The 21,770-nt window shown below is 59.6% G+C and carries 22 protein-coding genes; 6 read left to right on the top strand and 16 right to left on the bottom strand.

Translation table 11 applies throughout. The features are described 5' to 3' along the window. Positions 1-524: 524 nt before the first annotated feature. From ACN8ZM_RS40520 to ACN8ZM_RS40480, 9 genes are read right to left on the bottom strand one after another with little or no spacing between them, the layout of a single operon-like run. A complete protein-coding gene (locus tag ACN8ZM_RS40520; RefSeq protein ID WP_420213502.1) occupies positions 525-1,382 on the bottom strand; it encodes a TraE/TraK family type IV conjugative transfer system protein in 858 nt (285 codons plus the stop codon). Continuing rightward, positions 1,379-1,657, bottom strand: coding sequence for a type IV conjugative transfer system protein TraL (gene traL / locus ACN8ZM_RS40515; protein ID WP_420213501.1), 279 nt, complete (start codon positions 1,655-1,657; stop codon positions 1,379-1,381). Before traL ends, ACN8ZM_RS40520 begins: the two co-directional genes overlap by 4 nt. Next, positions 1,654-2,277, bottom strand: a complete 624-nt coding sequence (locus ACN8ZM_RS40510) for an OmpA family protein (RefSeq protein ID WP_420213500.1) — start codon at positions 2,275-2,277, stop codon at positions 1,654-1,656. The genes traL and ACN8ZM_RS40510 overlap by 4 nt, the downstream gene beginning before the upstream one ends. Positions 2,278-2,281: 4 nt before the next feature. Further along, positions 2,282-2,746 carry a hypothetical protein gene (locus ACN8ZM_RS40505; protein ID WP_420213499.1) on the bottom strand — a complete coding sequence of 155 codons (465 nt, stop codon included), beginning with the start codon at positions 2,744-2,746 and terminating at the stop codon, positions 2,282-2,284. Continuing rightward, complete coding sequence (locus ACN8ZM_RS40500; RefSeq protein ID WP_420213498.1) at positions 2,743-3,615, bottom strand: disulfide bond formation protein DsbG; 873 nt, start codon at positions 3,613-3,615, stop codon at positions 2,743-2,745. Before ACN8ZM_RS40500 ends, ACN8ZM_RS40505 begins: the two co-directional genes overlap by 4 nt. A gap of 36 nt (positions 3,616-3,651) precedes the next feature. Further along, on the bottom strand, positions 3,652-4,323 hold the full coding sequence (locus ACN8ZM_RS40495; protein WP_420213497.1) for a disulfide oxidoreductase: 672 nt from the start codon (positions 4,321-4,323) through the stop codon (positions 3,652-3,654). Then, positions 4,320-5,660 (bottom strand): GspE/PulE family protein, encoded by a 1,341-nt coding sequence (locus tag ACN8ZM_RS40490; RefSeq protein WP_420213496.1) that lies wholly within the window; start codon positions 5,658-5,660, stop codon positions 4,320-4,322. The genes ACN8ZM_RS40495 and ACN8ZM_RS40490 overlap by 4 nt, the downstream gene beginning before the upstream one ends. Further along, entirely contained in the window at positions 5,657-6,067 is a 411-nt protein-coding gene (locus ACN8ZM_RS40485; protein ID WP_420213495.1) for a hypothetical protein, read from the bottom strand. The genes ACN8ZM_RS40490 and ACN8ZM_RS40485 overlap by 4 nt, the downstream gene beginning before the upstream one ends. Position 6,068: 1 nt before the next feature. Continuing rightward, the gene (locus ACN8ZM_RS40480; RefSeq protein ID WP_420213494.1) at positions 6,069-6,788 is read right to left on the bottom strand and encodes a lytic transglycosylase domain-containing protein; all 720 of its coding nucleotides are present in this window, start codon (positions 6,786-6,788) and stop codon (positions 6,069-6,071) included. A 66-nt stretch (positions 6,789-6,854) separates the two neighbouring features. Between ACN8ZM_RS40480 and traF the strand changes: the two genes are divergently transcribed. From traF to ACN8ZM_RS40465, 3 genes are read left to right on the top strand one after another with little or no spacing between them, the layout of a single operon-like run. Then, positions 6,855-7,928, top strand: a complete 1,074-nt coding sequence (gene traF / locus ACN8ZM_RS40475) for a conjugal transfer protein TraF (RefSeq protein ID WP_420213493.1) — start codon at positions 6,855-6,857, stop codon at positions 7,926-7,928. Between the two features lie 11 nt (positions 7,929-7,939). Beyond that, the gene (locus ACN8ZM_RS40470; RefSeq protein WP_420213492.1) at positions 7,940-9,478 is read left to right on the top strand and encodes a conjugal transfer protein TraH; all 1,539 of its coding nucleotides are present in this window, start codon (positions 7,940-7,942) and stop codon (positions 9,476-9,478) included. After that, positions 9,475-12,684 (top strand): conjugal transfer protein TraG N-terminal domain-containing protein, encoded by a 3,210-nt coding sequence (locus ACN8ZM_RS40465; protein WP_420213491.1) that lies wholly within the window; start codon positions 9,475-9,477, stop codon positions 12,682-12,684. The genes ACN8ZM_RS40470 and ACN8ZM_RS40465 overlap by 4 nt, the downstream gene beginning before the upstream one ends. 134 nt (positions 12,685-12,818) lie before the next feature. Here the strand turns inward: ACN8ZM_RS40465 and ACN8ZM_RS40460 are convergent, their stop codons facing one another. The 3 genes from ACN8ZM_RS40460 to ACN8ZM_RS40450 form a co-directional block, all read right to left on the bottom strand. Next, on the bottom strand, positions 12,819-13,037 hold the full coding sequence (locus ACN8ZM_RS40460; RefSeq protein ID WP_420213490.1) for a hypothetical protein: 219 nt from the start codon (positions 13,035-13,037) through the stop codon (positions 12,819-12,821). 372 nt (positions 13,038-13,409) lie between these two features. Continuing rightward, positions 13,410-13,964, bottom strand: coding sequence for a hypothetical protein (locus ACN8ZM_RS40455; protein WP_420213489.1), 555 nt, complete (start codon positions 13,962-13,964; stop codon positions 13,410-13,412). A gap of 88 nt (positions 13,965-14,052) precedes the next feature. Continuing rightward, a complete protein-coding gene (locus ACN8ZM_RS40450) occupies positions 14,053-14,301 on the bottom strand; it encodes a hypothetical protein (protein WP_420213488.1) in 249 nt (82 codons plus the stop codon). Positions 14,302-14,511: 210 nt separating this feature from the next. Here ACN8ZM_RS40450 and ACN8ZM_RS40445 point away from each other — a divergent pair, with 210 nt between their 5' ends. Genes ACN8ZM_RS40445 through ACN8ZM_RS40435 form a run of 3 tightly spaced genes read left to right on the top strand, consistent with a single transcriptional unit; the run spans position 14,512 to position 18,097 of the window. After that, positions 14,512-15,204 carry a hypothetical protein gene (locus tag ACN8ZM_RS40445; RefSeq protein WP_420213487.1) on the top strand — a complete coding sequence of 231 codons (693 nt, stop codon included), beginning with the start codon at positions 14,512-14,514 and terminating at the stop codon, positions 15,202-15,204. After that, positions 15,194-17,122 carry a type IV secretory system conjugative DNA transfer family protein gene (locus ACN8ZM_RS40440; protein ID WP_420213486.1) on the top strand — a complete coding sequence of 643 codons (1,929 nt, stop codon included), beginning with the start codon at positions 15,194-15,196 and terminating at the stop codon, positions 17,120-17,122. Before ACN8ZM_RS40445 ends, ACN8ZM_RS40440 begins: the two co-directional genes overlap by 11 nt. A gap of 57 nt (positions 17,123-17,179) precedes the next feature. Next, positions 17,180-18,097, top strand: a complete 918-nt coding sequence (locus ACN8ZM_RS40435) for a hypothetical protein (protein ID WP_420213485.1) — start codon at positions 17,180-17,182, stop codon at positions 18,095-18,097. 28 nt (positions 18,098-18,125) lie between these two features. Here ACN8ZM_RS40435 and ACN8ZM_RS40430 read toward each other — a convergent pair whose 3' ends face one another. From ACN8ZM_RS40430 to ACN8ZM_RS40415, 4 genes are all read right to left on the bottom strand, one after another. Next, positions 18,126-18,779, bottom strand: coding sequence for a hypothetical protein (locus ACN8ZM_RS40430; protein WP_420213484.1), 654 nt, complete (start codon positions 18,777-18,779; stop codon positions 18,126-18,128). A 129-nt stretch (positions 18,780-18,908) separates the two neighbouring features. Next, positions 18,909-19,322, bottom strand: coding sequence for a zinc-finger-containing protein (locus ACN8ZM_RS40425; protein ID WP_420213483.1), 414 nt, complete (start codon positions 19,320-19,322; stop codon positions 18,909-18,911). Beyond that, entirely contained in the window at positions 19,319-21,094 is a 1,776-nt protein-coding gene (locus tag ACN8ZM_RS40420) for an SNF2-related protein (protein ID WP_420213482.1), read from the bottom strand. The genes ACN8ZM_RS40425 and ACN8ZM_RS40420 overlap by 4 nt, the downstream gene beginning before the upstream one ends. Further along, complete coding sequence (locus tag ACN8ZM_RS40415) at positions 21,094-21,465, bottom strand: hypothetical protein (protein ID WP_420213481.1); 372 nt, start codon at positions 21,463-21,465, stop codon at positions 21,094-21,096. Before ACN8ZM_RS40415 ends, ACN8ZM_RS40420 begins: the two co-directional genes overlap by 1 nt. Positions 21,466-21,770: the final 305 nt, after the last annotated feature.

The following is a 21,770-nucleotide window of genomic DNA, read 5'->3' as shown; positions in this document are numbered from 1 at the left end:
CGGGACGAACCCAAGCACGGGCAGTGGCGCGTCAAGGGGAGTTGCCGGAATCGGGCGTGCAGATAGCGCTGCGGTCGTGTCGAGAGTCGAAGGAGCGACCTTTGATAGTCTCCGCATGCGGCTCTTCGTCTGCACCGCCGCAGCGACCGCCGGATTCGAGCCTGAGGAAGCCGTGCCGGCAGCCGCCGGCAACGGCGACGCCACAGCAGCGCTGGCCAGCTGGCCACCCTTTACCGGGCTCACCGGCTGCTTCTCGGGCAAAGGCGTACCACCGAGGCTACCGCTAGTCTGCACTGCACGCGTCGCCGGCCCGGCAGCCGGCGGTTGCACTGGAGATCCCTGGGTACCCGCGCGCACCGCGCTAGCAGCGAGCGGTATGGGAGGTACGGGGGCAGTTACAACGCCGCCCACCCGCGCGTCTGCTGGAACGGTCGGCGCCTGCGCATGCACACTAGCAGCAGCCGCGATACCCGCAAGTACGGCCAGCCGCAGCACCGATGCGAGACAATGGATCGGAGTGGACTTCACAACTGGCCTCCTGGGTTGGATGCTGCGCTCGCAGGCGCAGCCACATGCGCGTCTGGCATGGCGGCCGCAGACGGAACCGACGGCGCGCTGGCTCCACTAGCACCAACGGCACCGCTAGCGGCTGTGCCGGACGCCGCCTCGGCCGCAAGCGCCTCTTCACGGGCCCGCTCGATCTGCGCACGGAGATCCGACTCTTGCGGAATGATCGACGTCGCAGCGGACGGGTTCGGCTTCTTCGCAAGCGAAGGATCACCTTGATGATTCGAAAGCCACTTGAGTGTGCGCGGTGCACCCGTGTACGAATTGAAGTACGAAACCTTCGGCATCCCATTGACCATGTGGAACTTCATCTCATACGTGACGATAATCTCGGCCACGGGAAGCGAGGAGTTTCTGTACGCAGTGGTGCTAAGCATTCCAGAAACATAGACCTTTGACGTCGATGGCTCCCACATGACGTCCCGCGGCGTGAACACGTTCAGCATTCCGTTGCGGGCGTAGTTCGGATCCTCCGGAATCGACATGATCTGCACGGCGATCTTCGGCCAAAGCGCTGAGTCGAAGAATGGTTCAAGTTGTTGGGTGATGAACGCCGCGTTCCGCGGCGTGACAGAACCGAGGGTTGAGGCAATGTAAAGACCCCATCCCTTGTAGTATTCGGAATTCGCAGAATTCCAGCCGACCTCGGCCTTCTCGGTCAGGTGCGGGGGCACAAGCATCACCCGCTCGTGGTCGCTCACGATCTTCACCACCAAAAGAACGACGACAAGCGTAAGGACGGTGACCGAAAAGGCGAGCGCCTTTGCTACCGCTGTCGTGTCATCCCAGTTGAGGCGGAATTTGGTGATTTTCACTCGATCCACTCCCGCATGAGTCCATTCCTGAAGACCTTGTTCAAGCTCATAAAGCCCCACCAGAACAGCATGTGAAGCAACGACCCGTCGAGCGACGTCCGCTTGTGCTTCATGTAGAACCACGTGATCGCTGAGCCGATCGCAAGCATCGGTGACATCTGATGCAACATCGTGCCCGCGCCGAAGCACGCAACAAAGGGCATCACTTCGTCGATCTCAAACCACATCAACTGCGCATATGAGTCGATGTACTGGGGCATGTCGTAGGTTCTCATTGCATGACCTCTGTCACTTCCGCGCGCCGATTCTTGGCGCGCCCCACAGCGGTACGATTGGAAGCCACTGCCCCAGCGGCTCCATGGCCACGAGCGTTGATGCGCTCGCCGGGCACGCCGCGCGTCATCAGGTAGTGCTTAACGGTGTTCGCGCGGCGCTCGGACAATGTTCGGTTGTAGCGTTCCGCGCCGACGCTATCGGTGTACCCATCGACGTCGATACGCGATGCGTCAACTGGCAAGACGTTAAGGCGCGCCTGGGCCCTCGCGTCGAGCTGGGCGGAGTCGAAGTGGAAGTAGACCGTGCTCGATGCGGTTTCCGCTTCGTGCGGTGGCAAAGCGCTCTGCATAATTCCGGCGAGATCGGGCTGCGGGACCTCCCAACTGAACTGCATTGGCGCGTTCGAGACAGCCGCCCCCTTCCACACGAAGAAGCGCGGCGTTTCCTGCACGACAGCGATGTCTGAAACGACTGGAACGCTCATCACCTGAAAGTCGCCGCGCCGAGCGGCGTAGACAGGACGAGACGACGGCGGTTCGTGCACGCACCCTGCCATCAGCATCAATGCGACCGCAGCTGCAAGACCATGAATACCGGTCGACCAAGAGAGACGGGACATCGGGTTACCCTTTAGCGGATGACTGCGCGGATTGTCCCAAGCGTCGGCGAAATGCAGAAACGATCACAATCCCGACAACGCATCCCCAAAAGGAACGAAACCGTCGAAATGCTGGGTATGCCTTCGCGCGCAGCAACAGATACTGGTCCCAGGTCCAGCCATCCTGATACGGACCGACGGCCACGACGTCGCTTCCGAAATCCCGTGGCCAGACGCCGAACGTCAGTGCGCTCCCGAGGCCGGCCAACGCGACGTGTTTAACCTGGTAGGACCTGACCATGACCAGCCCAGGGCGTTCGGCTAGCGTCGAGCCGCTCGACGGCCCCGCTACCGTCTGTTTGGTGCCTTCAGGGCCGAGCGGTTGAATATCGGATAGCGGCGCGGTACGAATGGCCGAACCTCCGGCCAAGATGATCGCCGTCCCGATGATCATCGTGGCCAGGAGCTGCCTTAACCTGTTCATCTTCAATGTCCGAACGCCTCGACCCCACCCCAGCCCTCGATCCGACGGGCGGTAGTCGCCCCCTTGGGCTGCTCGTAGAAAGTCGGCGTACCGGTATCACCCAATTGCTGAAAGAGCGCCAGGTTCTGGGTCAACTTCTGCGTCGTCGGGTTCGCCTGCACGTCGAATGGTTTCGCGGGCGAAAAGATCTGCGCAACACGCGCCCGACCGTCGCCGGTCCCGCTCAGTGCGGAGATACCCTGCTGGGCCGCCTCGTCGGAGAACGCGAGCGGAATCCAACGGATCGTTGTCGACGACAGCGGTGTGCCCGGCGTCCGCTGAGCGGACATCATCGCGGGCGCTGCACGCTGACACCAACCGCAGTTGGGCTCAACGAACGCATAGACCGTGCTACCACCCGCCGACACGCCCTTCGTTTCGATGTAGGCCGAGCTCTCGAGCCTCGCGATCGTCTTGTTGTCGACCAGATCCGACTTCTGGGCGGTCGCCGCCTGGATTGCAGCGGGCGGCGCCCCGAAGTTGGCGCCACTCGCGCCGAACACGGTCTTCACGACGTCGGCGCCGAGGAGCGTATTCGACTTCAGATCGAAGCCCAGCCCGTACAGGACCATCCGTCCTTCCGGGTCAACAAACAGCATCACGGGGCGCGCAGCGCCCTGTTTGTCCGGCGCCTTGGCTACGACGCCGATCATCCCGTTCGGTGTGTTGAACGTCTTCACGGAGGTCATTCCCTTGGTGAGCCGGCTGATCAACGCGGAGGCGGGGCCCGCCGGTGCGTTGACGCCCCCTCCCGCAGTCGGAAGATCAGCCGCGAGCGCGCATGTAGAGGCCGTAGCGACGATGAGTGAAACCGCGAGATGTTTGAATCGCATCATGTTGTAGCTCTCCCAAACGAAGTGGTTGTGCGCGCACTACGCGCGGGTTTTTCCCTGTTCGATCTGCCGGGAGACAAGTCCGCTCAGAAGCTTCGCGAGCAGTACATAGTCTCCACCTGTAAAATTCGCGTTGGTCTCGTACTGCCCGCCGATACCGAAGCTCGGCGTGACTTCCACGCTGTAGCGCTGGGTTAGCTCTACAGCCCGGCGAACCCGATCGCGCACGTCATTCGAGCGGATGGCTTTGACGAGAACGTCGCGCGCGAATCCCATCGATCTGAGAATCGAACCGAACTGTGCTGCATTGGCCCGGCCGCCTTGGGCTGCGGAATACGCAAGGGTCTTGAACTCATCTAGACGCGCAGGTGCAAGCACCTTCACGGCATAGAACGACGCGGCGGCGGCCTTGCTGTCGGGAGTGTCGAAAATCACAGGCACGTCGATGAACCGAAACGCCTTCGGGAGCGTCGCGCCCCAAAGCGTCATCGCCCTCCAATTCGCCTGGCAGAAGTGGCAATTGAAGTCGAAGAACATGAACACCTTCCCTCGGTCCTCGGCGTAGTCCCCGACGACCAGGTAAGGGGTGAGCGTTTCCGGGAGCCCGTTGTTGCCGCCCCCGCTGTTGAGCTGCGCGAGCACGCGCATCGGGGATGTAATGCCCGCAGCCGCAAGTCCCAGCAACAAACGCCTGCGATGGGTCCGGGTCATTGCGCGTCTCCTTCCGACACTTCGATGGCTTCGTGGAAGTCCACAAGCCCCTCGGTGCACATGTCGAGTGCGGTCATGGGCAAGGATCTGTATTGCGGCTGTTCAAGGCAGGCCGCCATGATCGCGGGGTGGTCGGCGCGTTGGACCGCAGCGCGCAGCGCATTACTACCTCTTAATATCGCGATCGCGGGTATGCGCCCACGAAACCCAACGCCTAGCCGATGGGCGAGCGCGCGACGAACTTCGAGCGGATGCGCCTCGAGTTCCTTCGGACAACACTTTGAGCATCCTTCACGGTTTGCGCGATAAAACGGTCGATCGGCCGGATAGCGACGCTCTGCAAGCACGTGGCGCTCGTGCTCATTGGGCTGATAGAGCGAACGGCACTCGCAAAGCCTTTGCAGCAGCCGCTGCGAAAGAACGGCGACGATGGCCGACCCCAGTGCGTATGGTTCGACACCCAAATTCAACATACGCGTAAAGACGGACGGGGCGCTGTTGGTGTGGATCGTCGACACCATCATGTGGCCGGTATTGCTCGCCTCCACCGTAATTGCAGCTGTCTCCGGATCACGTATTTCGCCGATCAGCCCGGCGTCGAAGTCCTGCCGGAGAAATGCGCGCATCACCTTCGCGTAGCTGCGCTGCGGTGCTTCGATCTGCACTTGCGTTGTACCGGGAAGGTCGTACTCGATTGGATCCTCTGCGGTCACGATGTGCCGCTCGCGATGATTGAGGTGATTCAACCCGGCATAGAGCGTCGATGTCTTGCCTGACCCGGTGGGACCTGAGACGAGTGCAAGGCCCTCGCTTCGCGCGAGTGCCCAAACGAACACCTCGCGCACATCGTCCCTCATGTGGACCTGTTCGATCGAGCGTCCGGCATTCGCCTGGTCGAGGAGCCGGCAAACAATCGATTGCCCGTGCTTCGTCTGGAGCACATTCACCCGCACCTCGAGCATCCGGTCGCCGAGGTCGAACCAGAACTTGCCATCCAGTGGAGCAAGGCGCTCAGTCGGATCGAAACGGCACCGCGCCCGCATTTTTTCGTCGATTTCCTGACCGACCTCTCGGTGGAGAAAATAAGCGTCGCGCAACGTCCCATTGAGTCGATACCGAATCGTCGTGTAGCGGGCGCCGTCCTGAAAGTGGATGTCGGAAGCGCCCATGTGGACCGCTTCATCGATGACGTGATTGAGCAGCGAAATCAACGCTTCGTCACCACGTTTGGTATGCGCGAATCGGCGGCTTGCCAGGTTCGACAACGGGTTCGATGCAGTCGCTGGGTCGATGAGCAGATTGCCGAAGATCTCGGCGGGCTGAAGCGCGGCGTTCATAGCGAACCTGGATTGCCGAGATTCGGAATCGTCGACGGCGCCGGCGTCGAGGGCGTACCCGTAGCGCCGCTGGCTGCGGTTGCCGACGAGCTTCCGGCCGAAGCGGACGGGTACAGCGCGGGACTTGCGGCTTTCCGCGCAAGCTCCTCCCGGCCGGCCAGGTCGGAAGCTCCCTGCGTGAACCCGTAGATCATGGAAGCGCAGGTTTCGCGTGCCCCATCTCGTTGACCATAAATCAGGTCACCGACACTCGGCAGCGGCTCGTGGAGCATCGCGCCGACGCCGGCGACGATACGGTAGCAGCCGCCCGCGACTTGTTCGATGCGGTCGGCCTGATTGGGGACGAAGTAGCACCACGTGAAGTAGCCGCTCGCCGCGATCAGCAAGGTCAATAGCCATCGTTGCATCTCAATCTCCACTTACACGCAAGACGGGGCGCGGCACCACCGCTGGTGACGTGGCAGCCGTCATCGCACCCTGGCGGTCCGCCTGGGCTCGGTATGCACGCATCACTTTCGATATGTACTTTTGGCGCGCCGCGGTGCATGCATCGCCCTTCAGCCGCGAGCAGCCCGCGTTGTACGCACCGACCGCTTCCCATGTGGGTCCGACCTTCCGGATCTTGGTCTCGAGTATCCAGGCACCAACGTGAATGTTCATGCAAGGGTCACTGAGCAACTGCTCTTCCGTGATCCGATAGCGCTTCAGGAACGGGAAGATCGCCGAGTTAATCTGCATGCAGCCGATATCCCGGCTTCCGTTCTTGTTGGTATTTACAAGATTTCGGCATCCGGACGATTCGACGGTAGCTATCGCTGCATATAGACCCGGATCACGACCGTACCTCGCGGCCGCGTCTTCAAAACACGCGGTGTACGGACCGAGGTCATCCGCATACGCGGAAGAGGTTACGCAGATCGCTGCGGCCACGGCAACCATCGCCTGGCATCCGCGGCTTACCTTCCGAGGGTTTTCGATCATGCTCGAGAACAAATGATTTCTGAAATACGGGCCCGGGCGCAAATAATCGAATTGCGTCAATGCATCGGTTCGTTGCGGCCGGATGAACTTGAATTCATCGCGCTTCAGGGCGAAGTGTCCAAGATCGAAGCATTTTTCAGAAATCATTTTCGGCGCGAGGATCTCGGGTCCGGTCGGTCGCCGGACTGCGCCGTCATCTCAGTAGGTGGCTCGATGACCGTTCACAAAATCGGAGCAGTGGGCCGCGACGCCTGCAGTCAAATCGCGCCCATACTTCGCTGGGACTTCCCGCATGCGGGAAAAGCGGCTCACGCCGTGCTGACACTCGCGATTGCGTCGATGGCCGTGGCGAGCACGATCGCATCGGCGCAGCTCGTTTCGAGTACACAAGGGCCGGCTGCACGCGATCCCGCCTACTACGCCGGCAAGAACGATGGGTGGTTCTTCTATAACGACCCCAAGCCGAAGCACCCGCCCGTGGGTGCAGAGCCGGCAGTCGCGACGCCCCCCGAGACCTCACCGACGATTCCCCCTGAGAAGCCGAAGTTGTTTTCCGTGGAATGGTTGCGAGCCTCGATGCCGAAGCTCCTAGACAATGCGATGAACAACCCGACACCGGAGAATGTGGCCGCGTATCTCTGGTCTCAGCGGATGATGCTGGACATGACGGATGACTTTAAGTCGACCGCGGAGAAGGTGGTCGCGTCGGATCCTTACCTCAACGAATCGGTGCGCATTCCGTCTGCGACATTCGCCAAACGCGACATGCTGTTCGCCATCTCGAAGGCCAAGACACAGATCGTTGCTGACCTTGCAAAGTCCTCGGGGCTCTGGTTCTTTTTCGACAGTCAGTGTGCTTTCTGCCGCACCCAGTACGCGACCCTGCAGCGCGTTCAACAGAACGCCGGCTTCACCGTCAAGAATATCTCGCTCGACGGCGCGTCCCTGCCCGGCATGCGTGACTTCGTGACCGACAAGAGTCGTAAGGTATTCAAGTCGTTCGGTCTCGTGCTGACACCGGCCGTCGTCATGGCAGTTCCACCGAATCGATTTCTGGTCGTTGCTCAGGGTGCCATGGCCGAGTCTGACCTCATCGACAAGATCGTCGTAGCTGCGGCGGATCAACAGTTGATCCCGAAAGAGCTCACCGATCTAGTGAATCTCGAACGTCGCGGGATCCTGACACAGCAGGACTTTGCCGAACTCCGCGCCAACAATGCCGATGTCGACGACCCGAAGGTCCTCGTGAAGATGATGCGAAACGCCGTACAGGGCCGACTGCAATGAGGAAACTCTCTATGAAGCGAAGCTTTTCGTCTCGACCCATTCGGATCGCAGCGGCTGCGATCGCGGCGTTGATCACGTCCTTGGTCGCGGTCGGACCGGCAGTTGCCAGTGTCTCATCTCAGATGGATGTGATGTGGAACACGACAGCTGCGCGGGTCTACAACAGCAACACGAGTACAGGCGTGTACGGCGGAAACTTCTCGATGCGCGCGCCTATCAACACGTTCGCGATCGTTGCGTTTGATCCTCCGCACTTCAACGCTGGCTGCGGTGGGATCGATATGTATCTTGGTGCGTTCTCCTTTCTGAACGGGCAGCAGTTCAGCCAGATGATCCGGATGATTATCCAGAATGCGGCGGGCTACCTGGTTCACCTGGCGATCAAGGCGATCTGCGACCCGTGCGAATCGATCATGAGCAAGTTGGAAAAGATCATGCAGGAGATGAACTCGGCCCAAGTCAATACTTGCAAGGTCTCGAAGACGCTGATCGCGTCGGCCGTAAAGGCTGTGGGTATCGAGGACGTGATGAATTTTTCGGATAATGTGAAGTCCGATATCAACCAGAATGCCTTGACGATCGCGGGCGGCAACAATGACTGGTTGGGTTCACAGATGCAAGCCTTTTCGAGTGGAAGTGACCCGATCACCCAATCTCAGTCGAATAGCAGTACAGACTACGGCAACGTGGTGGTCAACGCCATCATGACGACGGGAGCGCTATCGACGTTCTCGAATCCCGGTATCTTCGGTGGTCGCCTCGGTACCGTGGAGCTCGTCATCAACATGTTCGGGACGAGTGTCCTCGAGACTGTCCCGGCCCCGGGACAGTCGTCTCAAGGGCCGAACAGCAGCCTAGCCACGCCGAAGTACCGTCCGACGCTCAAGTTCGTTGACCTCGTGAACGGATACGACGGAACGCCGAAGCTGATCAATACCTGTGTGGAGTGGGACGATGGCAACCCCCTGACGTGCCAGCATCTGGACAAGCGAAACGACTTCCGGTCACTGGGGTTCCCCGGGACGCTACGGTATGTCGTTCAGCAACTTGCGGGCGACCAGTCGTATTCGACGTACCTCGGAGCCGATGAAAACGCGGACAGGCTGGTCACGGTGATCATGCCGGGTAGCATCCTCTCAAATATGCGCACCGGGCAGCCATTGTCGGCCGAGCAACTTGCTTTCCTTCGCTCGATGCCGGTCGGCTACCAAAAACTGCTCCTTGACGCGTTCCGCAGCGGTACGCCGATGGCGATCTACAACCAGATTGCGCAGCTGATGGCAGAGGATTTGGCGGCATCCCTCGGTGAAGGGCTATTGACGATCCTCAATACCGCATTTGTGCCCGGTTCGATGACGAGCCAGGCGAATGGGAAGGCAAATGCTCCAATGCCTTCCGAGGTCGACGCGGCCCGGCTTACCTTTTCGAAGGACCTGGTTCAATTCGAGGGAGAGCATCAGCGCGATCGCCTGGCCCGCATTAGCCAGATCGTCAGTGCCATCAAGATCGAAGCGGAGTTCAACGGCCCGATGAAGGGAGGTTCGAAATGAGTCGACTCCGTTCACGCGCCGGGTTGGCGCTTGCAACGCTGGCCGCGGTGTGCGCACCGTCTGCATCTGTGGCAGGTCTCACGAATATGCAGGCGCCGGCCGTCGGGGGTTTCCCGACACTCTATGTCGCAGGCGACCCGGTCCCGATCGTGGCCGGCGTGAACGCTGTCGCGATGCTCTTTGGGCATGGCGACACGATGGATTCGGTCGTCGTCGGTGGAATGTCGTGCATGGCGCTCGTCGGGCTGATCGCCATTCTTGGCCAGTCGATCTTCCAGCAGCGTTTCCTGATCGGACAGTATTTCCTGATGCTGCTGGTTGCGATCATGCTCTTTGTGCCGACAACGTCCTTGCAGGTGGTCTCGTACTTTGGAGACTCCGGAGGGGCAATCAACGGTACGCCGCCGCGCTATGTGGACAACGTCCCAATCGGCATGGCGTACGCGGCAGGAATTGCGGGTCTGGTCGAGTATACGGTCACGACGAAGCTTGAGACCGCATTCTCGATGGCAAATGCCGATAGCAATTACATGTCACTTGGCACGGACGGTTTTGCGAAGCCGCTGAAGATTCTCCTGTCGATGCGGACCTTGTACGACCCCAACGTCCATCAAACCACGACTGAGAACATCCAGAAGTTCATCCACTACTGCCAGCGCGGTGGCATCGACGGCAGCAAGAGCCTGGATTTTTCCCAGCTCGATAATCCGAGTGCAGGTGCCGGGATACTGGGGCTGCTGGCCTCGCAACCGGGGGGCTACACCGAATACGTGGATCAATCGGTCGATCCACTTCCACCAGCTGCGCTTGTGCCCTGCTCGGTCGCAGCCAACGGCATCGCGGCGGTGATGCAAGCCTATGTCCAGAATCAACCTGTCCGTGAGCGTTTCGCAGCTCAACCGGTGACGATGGGAAAGGACTTGCAGATCGTTAGCGCTGCAACCGACAACACGATCGAGACACCGAACTCGACGTTCGGGGCAGGCGGATCGGCATACGACACTTACTCGACGTTTATCCAGAACATGGTGGCGAGAATAGGTGCGGACAGCAACACGTTCATGATCAATCACACATTTTCGCCGACAGTGCTCGCATCAATTCGTGCAGACGCGAGTCCGAATGCCGCTGCGCAGTTCTCGATGATCATGGGTGAGGGTGTGGAACGCGCCCACACGTCGATGGCGGCAAGCGGCTCGATGTTCGTCACTTTCATGACGAGCTCGATGAACGTGATGACGTTTCTGTTTGTCGCACTCACGCCGATCATCGCAATCATCGGTGTCGCGGTCGGCCTGGCGGCGTTCCGCATCTACCTTACCTACTTGCTGTTCGGTATGTGGACCCAGTCCTGGATGCCTTGCGCGGCGATTATCAGCTATTACATTCAGGTCAGCTGGCAGAACATGATCACTGGGTCGCGTATGCAGGGCGCGCTTTTTGCCCCAAGTCAAATCGACACACTGTACAACCAGACTGCGAACATGCTCGCGTCTGCTGGGTCCCTGATGGCCGAAGCCCCATTGATCATGCTGATTGTGATGACCGGATCGATGTTTGCTCTGACAAGCCTCGCGAACCGGGCGAACGGCTCTGACACCGCTGTGGATACGAAAGAAAGCGCGCCGTCGCTCGATGCGGCGACGAATGCGGCTGCGGTGTCCGGCGCCTATGCCATGAATACGGGCAAGGCCCTTGCAGGGCCGTCGTATCAAGGGATGTTGGCGAGCGGCTCTGCGCTAACCAATGCCGATGTGGCGTCGTCGCCGACACTCACGACTGGTGCGGGTTTCGCAGAGGGCTTGCGAACGAGTGCGGCGGCCACTGCGAGCGCACAGACATCGGTTGGTGCGTACGCCGACGCCATGTCAAGCATTGCTGCGCGATTTGGGCGGTCGGCCGCGACGTCGCTTAACTCAGCGATCACTCGGCAGGCAGGAATGGATCATCGGGTCTCCGACGCTGCTCAACAGGCGATCGCTCAATCAACGAGCTTGAATGATCAGGCGAGTGATTCGAGCAACCGAAAGACGAGCATCAATGCTGGCGTTGGGGTGAGCATTCCGAAATTTCTTTCGGCCTTCAAGAAGGATGACGGGGGTGGCAGTAGTGACGGTGGCGGTGGCGCTATGGGTGTCAATGTTGGTGCCGGTACGGCAAAAGAGATTGGACACAAGATTGACACGAGCACTGCTGCAGGGACTTCAATCTCTGACGCGTCTAACTCTTCGCAGGGGGACAGTGCCAACCACGGAACGTCGTCCACCGTGACGACCCAGGGACAAAGGACGACGCAGGCAAGCTTCGACCGGGCGGCACAAGAAGCGTTACGACTGGGAACCACTGCACAGGAATCGCTCCAGCGCGCCAATAGCGCGGAGCACTCTCTGCAAGCCCAAGCCCAGGCTTCTGCCCAGACTGCGATCAAGATGGGCGCGCTGACCCAGAACACTCAGATGGCGTCCCAAGATGTGCAGCAAGCGGCCGTGGGAAGTGCACTCATCGGCGCCCAAAACACTGCCCAGCAGGCCTTTGGCAGTGATATTGCCGGTGCTCGCGCGGTCATGTCCAAGCTGACGGAAGGGATGAGCACTGACGGGGGGTACTCACCGATGAATACTGCGCGGTTGATGCGCAATGCGACGCGTCTTCTTCGATCGAGCGATTTCGGTGAACAGGCAGTCGGCTATCGGGTCGCTGCAGCGGTGTCGAGTGCTACCGGATACGGTGACAGCGAGGGCCTGGGGCGGACAGCATCCGCCTACGCGGATTCGGCGCGAACGCTCAACCAAGTACGGACAGCACTTACTCCCGGGATGACGAGCGGGGAGCTCTCGAAAGCGTCTACGTTGAGCCAGGAAGTCCACGCGCAGATCCACGGCGCCGGGGGCAAACTGGGCGTCCGTGATCCGGAGAATCCTGCTTCGGTCGCCGGCCGCGTCTCGCCTGGAGGCCTACCTGGGATGATGGGTCAGTTTGGACATGTTGATAGCGCGGCCGCCGGAATAACCGACTCTGCAGAGGCTGTTCAGACCGCTGCGAAGGGCGATGAAAATCGCCTCGAGCGACAATCGCTCGAGCGTCAAATTAAACAACGCGAGACCTTGTCGGATAGTCCCAACAACCCCGCGAACGCATACCGGCAAGGCGATCACTACGACGAGCACGTGAGGTCCGGGAAGATTCGAAAGGAAGGGGAAAACTAGGTAGAGAACCGCAAAGCGGACGGTGAGCACGATGCATTTCGACGCAGGTGCTCGCCGGCGTGAGACATCACCATGCCGTGTAAACCAAAAAAGGGCGACAAACTGTCGCCCTTTTTCGCACCGGCTCCTGCTCGTTACCTGACGATCGGATTCCCCTCCTCGTCGAAGAAGCTAAAGGGCTGCACATATGCACCCGTCGTCGGGTTGTAGACCACCGAATCGTCGTGGCGGCCGTTGACATCGCGCAGGAGACGGCCCTTCGAACGGATGATGCTGACGACACACGCAAGCCCGCACACGGTCACCAGCAGCAGGACCGGGTCGGACATCAGGTTCGAGAGCACTTCATTCATGACTGCACCATCGCGTTCGTGGACCGCGACCCAATCGCGGCTTACGGATTCATTCCAGCACACGCGCCTGAAAAATGCAAGGACCCGACATGGCTTGTTGCGAAAAACGCGCCCTCCGACGCATGGGCTGGCTGGAGGACTGGTCGGTCGCCGATCCCACAATAATGCGCGAGTCTGCCCCTTCGCCGGCTAATCGGAAGTTGGTGACGGAAACTTGTTTGCAAAGAGCGGAGCCCTTCTCTCTTTTCGGTATTCCCGCATGCGGGAGCGCCGTCTCCGCACTTGAGAGGTGGGTGACCTCGAAAATAGTCCCTGAGGTGCTATTTCAGGGCATGGAAATGAAAAAGCCCAACATGAATGTTGGGCGTGAGGTCAAACGGCGGGGAGAAAGTCTTGCAGGTCACCAGCGACCCAGGACATCACACCTCGCTCCGACACCCAGCAGTGGTCAGTAAGCTGGACATCTATCATCTTGAGTGGCTCGACAAGCATCTCGTGAGTTGCCACTGCGACATCCCTATATTCCCGATCTGGTGGTCGCACTTCGTGCATGACAAGCATCATCCCGGCGGCAAAGCCATGCATGGCCACCTTCACGACCTCGCGACGACGGATTTTCATCTCCCTCGGACTTAACTTCATCTCACCGGAGGTCGGATCCGCGCGCGCGAGTTCCAAAGCACCGACCACCGTGTGCTCCTTGCAGACAAACAGCGTGTACAAAGCCGAGTGCCGAACCGCGATTAGCGACTCTTCGAGGTACGACGACGCGAGATCTGGTCTGCCTATCGTCCGCGGTCGCATCCCGATCGGCTGATGGCGATGCATGAACACTTCGGTACCTGCTTGCCAGCGATTCACGCTAACCGATCGTGGCAGCTGCTCGCCGAACAGATAGCGGTTCGCTGCGCCAATAGAATGGATCATGATTTTCTCCGGGAAAAGAACGTAGTTCCTAGAGATGCGCATCAATCCGTCGAATGGACACTCGATGCTGTCCAGGTGCGGATCAGCCTTAATCAGTCGGCGGTGGCCCCCAAATAGGCCCGCGGTTCGTGACCTCGAACTGGTGGGAATGTTCGCGCAGGTAGCGCGCAATAGAACGGAACACCCTTTCACTGCCAGGATCGCAGAGCGCTGCCCCCTTCTCTTCAAGGCTTCGCGCTGCGAGTTCGACGGCGATAGCCTCGCGTGACAAATTTGTCTGATCGCCACATCCAAGCTGGTTCATGTCGCGAAAGTGCATTTGGTTTGGATAGCCCATTTGTCGCCTCCATGCGCCCGAACACATGACGTCAACTTACCGCTTGGCCACTCAATGCAGAAACGGCGGCCTTGCGAATGATTTCTGATAAAGGCACACGTCCCTTAGATTCGGCTTGCTCGACGTCTGACGTTGGGCGCTTCGATCGAGTTGATCGGCCACAACCGACGCTCGGACTCGTCAATCGCATCGGTAACGGGACGGACAATCATGAGTACGGAAATCGCCTCGCACGCGCGCGCGCTTGGCCGCATCAATGGGCTGCTGCAGCACAAGGACTACACGGGTCACCAGAAGGGAAAACTCATCGTCGACTACGTCCGGGTCATGGAACTCGGCGAAGGGCAGGCTTCCGAACAAGCGACCGAGCAAACGGCCTTCGCGCTTTCAGCGATCTGCTCCGTATGGGATCGACTCGGTGTCAGTTACGATCTGAAGGCCTTTGTGGACATGGTGACGAGTGGCGAACAGCTCACACAACTCGAGGACACCGCAGTGCGATCGGTTGGCGGAGCTGACGCGGACTTCCTTCGGGAGTGGCTGGGCCCGTTCCAACGCGCAACGAGGCCCGGAGACCCGCTCGCGAGTCGGATCGACACCCTGAAGATCCGCGCGGCACTCGGGCCCTACCTCGAGGCGTTCAAGGGCTTTCTCGCGTCAACCGACACGGTCAAGCCGCAGCTGAAAGTCGAAACGGCTACACACACCCAGGAGCCGGCGGCATCTCCCTCGCGCGAACGGGCCGTTGCACCCAAAATTGCGCTGACGATCCGAAAGAAGACGATCCGAAAGAAGATCGTGATCGGCATGCTGGTGCTCGGCGTGGCAGCGGCATGGACGCACAAGCTGTGGTCCGATCGCGCGGCCGGCAGCTCCGAGCAGGCCACGGCTCATGCCGAGTAAATGGGCCGACGCGGCGAAGGGGCGGTTCCTGACCGCCCTGACCCGCACGAGCGCTCGGCGCGCACGGCAACCGCACGAGGGCGAGCCGTTTCGCTTCTCTACCCTTGTACAGTCCCTCTACGAGGTCAGATTAGGGGGATTCAAAGACGCCTGGGCGCTCGCTTCCACTGGACTGTCGGTTGTCGCGGCATGGCGGCCGCTCGAACTGCTGTTGCCCCCCGTGGTGACTCCCTTGCTCGGTGGTGGCCTGCTGTCGACGCTGCTTGCGTTCGGAGGTAGCACCTATCTCACGAATCGATTTCTCGAGCCGTGGGAGACACACTACTTCCTGAACAGCAGCGTCAAGATTCATTCGGATCCGTCTCCTGCGTCCTACGGCGACGGTCTCCTGTTCGGCTATTCAACGGACAAGGGCGAGCCGATCGTCATCCCGAACAGCGAGCTCTTCCGTCACGTCCAGATTCTCGGTATGTCAGGGGTCGGCAAAACGGTCGCCGGCTCGTACCTGATGCTGCAGCAGATCCAGCGCGGTGGCGGGGTGATCTTTATCGACGGTAAGCTAGACTACGACAACATTCTCACGCTCTACCGATTCGCTTGTTGGGCAGGACGCGGACACGAATTTGACGTCATCAACCCCGGCGACCCGAATCTTTCGAACACCTACAACCCGCTCTTCGACGGTGACCCCGACGAAAAAGCGACGCGTTGCCTGGTGCTCGTACCTGCGTCTGCAGCGGCCGACTACTACCGCGGCGAAGCCTTCGACGCGCTGAAGACCCTTTTTGCAGCATTGGACAAGGCGGGCAAGACCTACACGATGCGTGACCTGGTCATCCTGCTGAACAACGGTACCGCGCTCGACGATCTCGCAATCCAGCTCGAGAAGAAAGGTCCGAGCGAGGAGCTCGACACACTTCGACTATGGTTGAACCGCTTTCGCCGCGCGCTCAATCCGAGGGATCCCCTGTCTGGACAGATCGACATCAATCGACTGCGGCAGGTTCTCGGCGGGATTGCTGGAAAGTTGTCGGTGTTCGCATCGGGCACGTTCGGCCAGGTCATGAATTCCTACGCGCCAGACGTGCGTTTGTACGAAAGCGTCAAGAGCGGCCGCATCACGTACGTTGCGCTTCCGACGATGGGGAAAGGCGAAACGGCAGAGCCGTTCGCGAAGATGTTTGTCGCCGACCTGAAGACGGCGTGCTCGTGGCTCCAGATGCGCCCGGCCGATCGACCGAAGATCCCATTCCTGACGTTCCTCGACGAGGCGCGCAGTTACCTCGAGGAGAACTGGGGGCCATTCTTCGAACAAGCGCGCTCCGCCGGCCTGTTCCTGATGCCGGCGATGCAGACGCTTCCGACCACGTCCGAAGAGCGCGAGACGAACGAGCGGGTGGCGGGTAACGCGACGACGAAGATGATCTTCCGTGTTGGATCGCAGAACACCGCTAAGGAATGCGCGGAGCTCATCGGTTACACCAAACGGATTCAGCGATCGATGAGCACGTCGTCGGCACAGAACAAAAGCGCCGAGCTACTCAAAACGACACCGGGCCACAACGTGGGGGATTCCGAGGGCGAAAGCTATGGAGAGCGCGAAGTCGAGGAGCACCGCGTATCGCCCGACGATCTCAAGAAGCTGCAGAAGGGCGAAGCGATCGTGCTGTACGAGGGTTCCCAGTTGTTCAATATCCGAGTGCCGATGGTCATGCTGGACAAGGCCATGATCAGAGCAACGGCCGCGACGCTGAAGGACGTCAAGCTGAACTATCGGCGACACGACGGACAACTTCTCAAACGTGCCTACCGGCTGAGCGAGAGGATCGACGAGCTGCTCGCGCGCGAAGGCGGTGGGGGCTCTCCAAAGCCATCGGACGATCCCAAGGACTACCCGGGTCTCGATCAGTCGGCCTGATTGCGTGGCCGGCACCGTATCGACTTTCTAGAACCAGCAACAAGGAAGAATGATGTCATGGGGACTGGTGATACTAGTTTCGATCGTGATTTTGCTAATTCCGCCGCTGCGAGCGGTAATCGGCATGATCCTGGCCCAGATCTTGACTCCCTCGGCGATCTCAATTTCGAAGCAGACGATGATCTGGCTGCTCTATATCGTCAAGACGGTTGTGAAGAGTCACCGAGTGCTGCTACGCAATTTGATGTCGCCCAGGAAAGTGATATACAGGACGCTCGAATCAGACGACGAGGTGTAGTCGCGAAGCAGTACGACCGCATCACCGAGGAGGACTTTGACGATGTGGACGAACGCGACGCGTTCCTGCTCGTGAACGGGCATAAGTGCACGCTCTTCGCGAACGGCTATTCGGCGCGCGAGAAGGCAGCCGCAATTCGGTTTTTCTTCAGCGAGTCGAGCCACGACCTGGTGCTCAGGGACGCACTTCTCGCGATCAGCGAGTCGATTCGGATCGATGTCTTCCGGCTGCGGCTTGTTTACGAGATGTACTTGACCGAGTTCCGGCTGAACGTAGCCTTCGGATTTGATGCCGCTCCCTGCCCTGACCTGGTTATCGGCAACGCGGGATGGATCTGCGGCGAAGCCGGGAAGTGGATCGTCGCCGAGGCCTGGCGACAGCCCGGCATCTCGAAGCACGAGCTGCTCGTAGAAGCAGTCTCGCGCATGCCGCGCCCTTTCGAACATCGTCTGAAAGGCGAGGCAGATCATCAGTGGGTCGTGGAGCGGGTGAATGCCGTCGTCGAGCGACTCATAGAAGAGTGGATGATCGGTTCGAAGGTGTCGGTCCACGATGGCCGCGTCGACGACTTCCTCTACGTGATAGGCCGGAACCCCGTACTCGAGCAGGAAGAGTACATCCGGGAGAACCACTTCCAACCACGCGCGTTCAGCTACGCGTGGTCTCGCCTGTTCTAGTTGGCGTGTAAGCGTTCGGTCTCGCGGTTCATTGAGTCAGAACCGCACCGAGCGCGACCAATTCCGCCCGGGCGTCCTTCGGCAATGCCGGCACCGCCACCGGGGGCTCCAACGACACCGAATCGTACTTCGTGGCGGATGCACAGTTGCCTCCGAAGCATTGCGTCTTGCCCAGGTACTCACTGCGAACGACGAACACCAACTTCTCTTGCGCCACGCATGCGCTTTGTGTACCGGCACGACCGTCAATCGCGAAGCTTCGAACATTCAGTGTGCCACCTCGGGAAGCGCAGAATTGCTTATAGAGGTTTCCCGATCCAACCTGTGCTGTGCTCGCAGCGAGGTGCAGTGCGCTGAAGCCATTCCCCTTTCGGAGCGCACCGACCTGCGCAAGAGCGTCTCGGGAAGCACCGGACAGGATCATGTTGTCCGTGTTCGCCGGCGCGCCGGGTTGCTGCGCTTGCGAGCTGGCGAATGTCAGCTGTCGATGGAGCGAGTTCTTGATGATCGCCATTTGATAGTCGATCACATCGCGATACGCGCCGGCGTTCTGCTGCAGCGAAGGATCCACGGCCGCGCACGCAGACAGACCAAACGCTATCACGGCGGCCGTCAGTCGCCGCACGATTTTCCCCGAACTGCCCCGATCTTCCCCGTGATATTTCGCATCATGGTTAGCCATGTTGGCCCTCCGTTGGCGTTTATGTGTTGTTCCCTACGTGGAATGAGTATGAATGATCTAGCGTTATTTTGACAATAATTGGGCAGAGCACAGTCCTGTTTTCGAATGCTCATGTCAGTCAGCGCCGCGTCAAGATGGCAAATCTGGCCTACGTAGGGCAGCAGTACAGATTTCGACGACCTGTTTGCACGCAGCGACATTGAAGTAGCCGATGTGTGTCTTGTGGAATCTCAAACCCATCTCCTTCCCTAGCCATGAATATGCGGCGCGCGTCGCGTGTTTCTTCGACCATCCCTCCCTGCGCATTTTGGCCCGCCAAAGTGGGTCGAACACTTCGTGCGCCTTGATTTTCCATACACGCAGCTCAGCATTTGCTAGCCCGCCGAGTGGTTTGATCGTGCCCGGGTGGCAACCGACCCAAGCGACGCACGGCGCGCAAACCCACATCAATCCACGGTCGTGGGAGTAGGGATAGTTCTTCTCGCCGAAGCGCAGCAACTCAGCCCCTTGACGACAGTACCTGCACCGCTTCGGCCTGGTCATGACGTTGGAACCTCGTTGTCGAACAGCGCGGGTTGGGTTGGCTCGCTTAGCACTGGCAATTGAGCGCGATCAGCGGGAGTGGCGGCGACTTCTCTTGATCCCCCCTTCCCTGCCTTCAGGTACATCTCGACGAGCCGCCGCATGTTGCTCGTATCGTTGTCGACCTGTTGGACGCCGAGGTGCGGATCGACGATCTGGCGGGACTCGCTCGCCTTGATCCCAAGCACTTCCATAATCGGAGGATCGCTACCCTCGTCCGTCACCAGGAAGAATGCGGTGACCGGATCCTTCTGACCTTCACGGTCGACCCGCCAGATCACCTGTTGGTGAATCCCAGGGGACCAGTCGAGCTCCCCGAACACGACAACCGAACATCGATGTTGCAAGTCGTCGATCCCAGCGCCTGAGCGCAAGGACATGATCAGGACGTCCGTGTCTCCCGACATGAACCGCTCCTTCTCAGCGTTCTTCTGTCCAGCAGACTCGGTCCCGGTGTACATGCCCGGACGGAGATCTTTGAGCTCCTCGAGCCAGATGTCGTAGACGGCTCGATGCCAGCCCAGGAGCAAGACAGGTTGCCCTGCTTCGACCATGAGACGGACGAATTGAGCGACCGATCTTGCCTTCGACAATCCGGTGGCCTGACGCGCCAGCATGTCGAGGTCACGGACAGCCTGGCCACGTTCGAGAAAGCTCCCGGTCGTTGCGCGGATCGCGAGTGTCCGCGCCAGCTCTTCGATCGACGAAACCGTTTTCTCGTCGTAGTCGACGTACTCGATGATGCGGGATACTTTCGGGAGCTCAAGGCCAACGTCCGACTTCAAGCGCCGCAGGAGCACGTGTTGCTCGCGCAGGTAGGTGCCAAGTGCTTTGGGATCGGTTATCCGCCCTTGGTGATCGACCCATTCGCGTGCGAAGTCGTGGTACGAGCCAAGGACCGCGTCATCGATGAACTGCATGACGTTCCACATCTCGACACCGTAGTTGTAGATCGGCGTCGCCGTAAGCCCGAGGTGATAGATTGTGTGGTCATAGAGCACCTTCGCGGCCGCGCCCTTCGCCGTTGATGTCCCTGTTCTGAGGCTTTGCGGTTCGTCAATCACCATCGCCTTGAAGAAGTCCGTCCCGAAGATATCGGTCCACCCTTTTATCTGACTGATTCGGAAAACATAAACGTCAGCAGGCGGCAAGTCGTAGGGTGTGGCCTTCTTGATGACGTGCACCCGCAGATGTGTGAAGGTGGTCACCTTGTCCCGCCACTGCTTCTGCATATGCGGATCGCATACGACTGCGGCAGGGAGTGCGCCAGGCTCCGAACAGAGGAATCCAGCCGCGGTGTAGGTCTTCCCGAGGCCACCCTCGTCACCGAGCAAGAGGCCGCGCCGGCGACGCAGGACTTCGATGGCTTGCTGCTGGTAGAGTCGAATGACTTCTTCGTCGCGCAGGCCAATGATCTGAGGAGGTACGTAGTCGGGCAGGAAGATGCGCTCCAACTCAGCCTGCTGTACGTCGAACAGCATCTTGCCTGTCGTCAGCGCTGCACGATCGTCAGCGGACATTCGCAATGGATACCGCGCAAGAAACCAGTCGAGGTCGGAAGCAACCATGAGGTCGCGGGGCAACCTGAACGGACCCGCCGACTGCTTCGGAACGCGCGGGAAGATCTGCTTGAAGCGGATCGCCACGTGCGGTTCAAGCTTCGAAATCTCCCAGGCGCCTCCGTCATCGACAAGACGCAACTCCCCGAATGTGCGGATTACCGTGGTCGCCATTACAGCCACCCGTGGCTTAGGGACGCCGTGTAGACCGGCTTACCCTGAATCTCTCTCGGAAGGCCCATCGCGACATTCGACACAAGCACGATTGCCGTGACCGTCGAATGTTCGGCGTAGCGCTCGAGCTGCCGGAAGATGTCGATCTTGCGGGACTTCCCCCGCAATTTGCACTCCACCGCGACATGCTCGTCGACCAGGAAGTCGAGGATGTCCGCGGAAGAGAGGCGTTTCTCCCGTTCGTACAGGATGCCATTCAGGTCGAAGGCGCTTGCGATATCAGCTTGGAGGTGTTTTTCCGTCGATAGATCAAATTGGTGCGATCGAACAACTCGCACAATCTTTTCAACGACAAGGTCGAATTGGTGCATATAGATCCCGTTGCGTTCCGACGTGGGATCCAGTATCAAAGAGCGGAAGAAAATGCAGAAATCACGCTCGCGCTTGCTCTGCGATACGTCGACTCATCCGACTGCTTAAAGAGAGACGGCCCGTCTTGGACGGGCCGTCTCTGGCAAGAAAACCGGCCGGGCCCTCGCACCGTCCGTTGCATCTACATAGTCTTCGCTATGCGCTACCCCTACATAAAGGTGCGTGTCCGTGGCAACAGCCAAGCACCTTCAATGTAATTCCATCGTACCATTGGCCCACTCATCGGGCCATATTAAACGGAGCC

It is taken from the genome of Burkholderia aenigmatica (assembly GCF_048627025.1).
Lineage (GTDB): Bacteria > Pseudomonadota > Gammaproteobacteria > Burkholderiales > Burkholderiaceae > Burkholderia > Burkholderia aenigmatica.
Note: the sequence above shows the minus strand (reverse complement) of the source record. Positions and strands in the feature narration are given on the sequence as shown.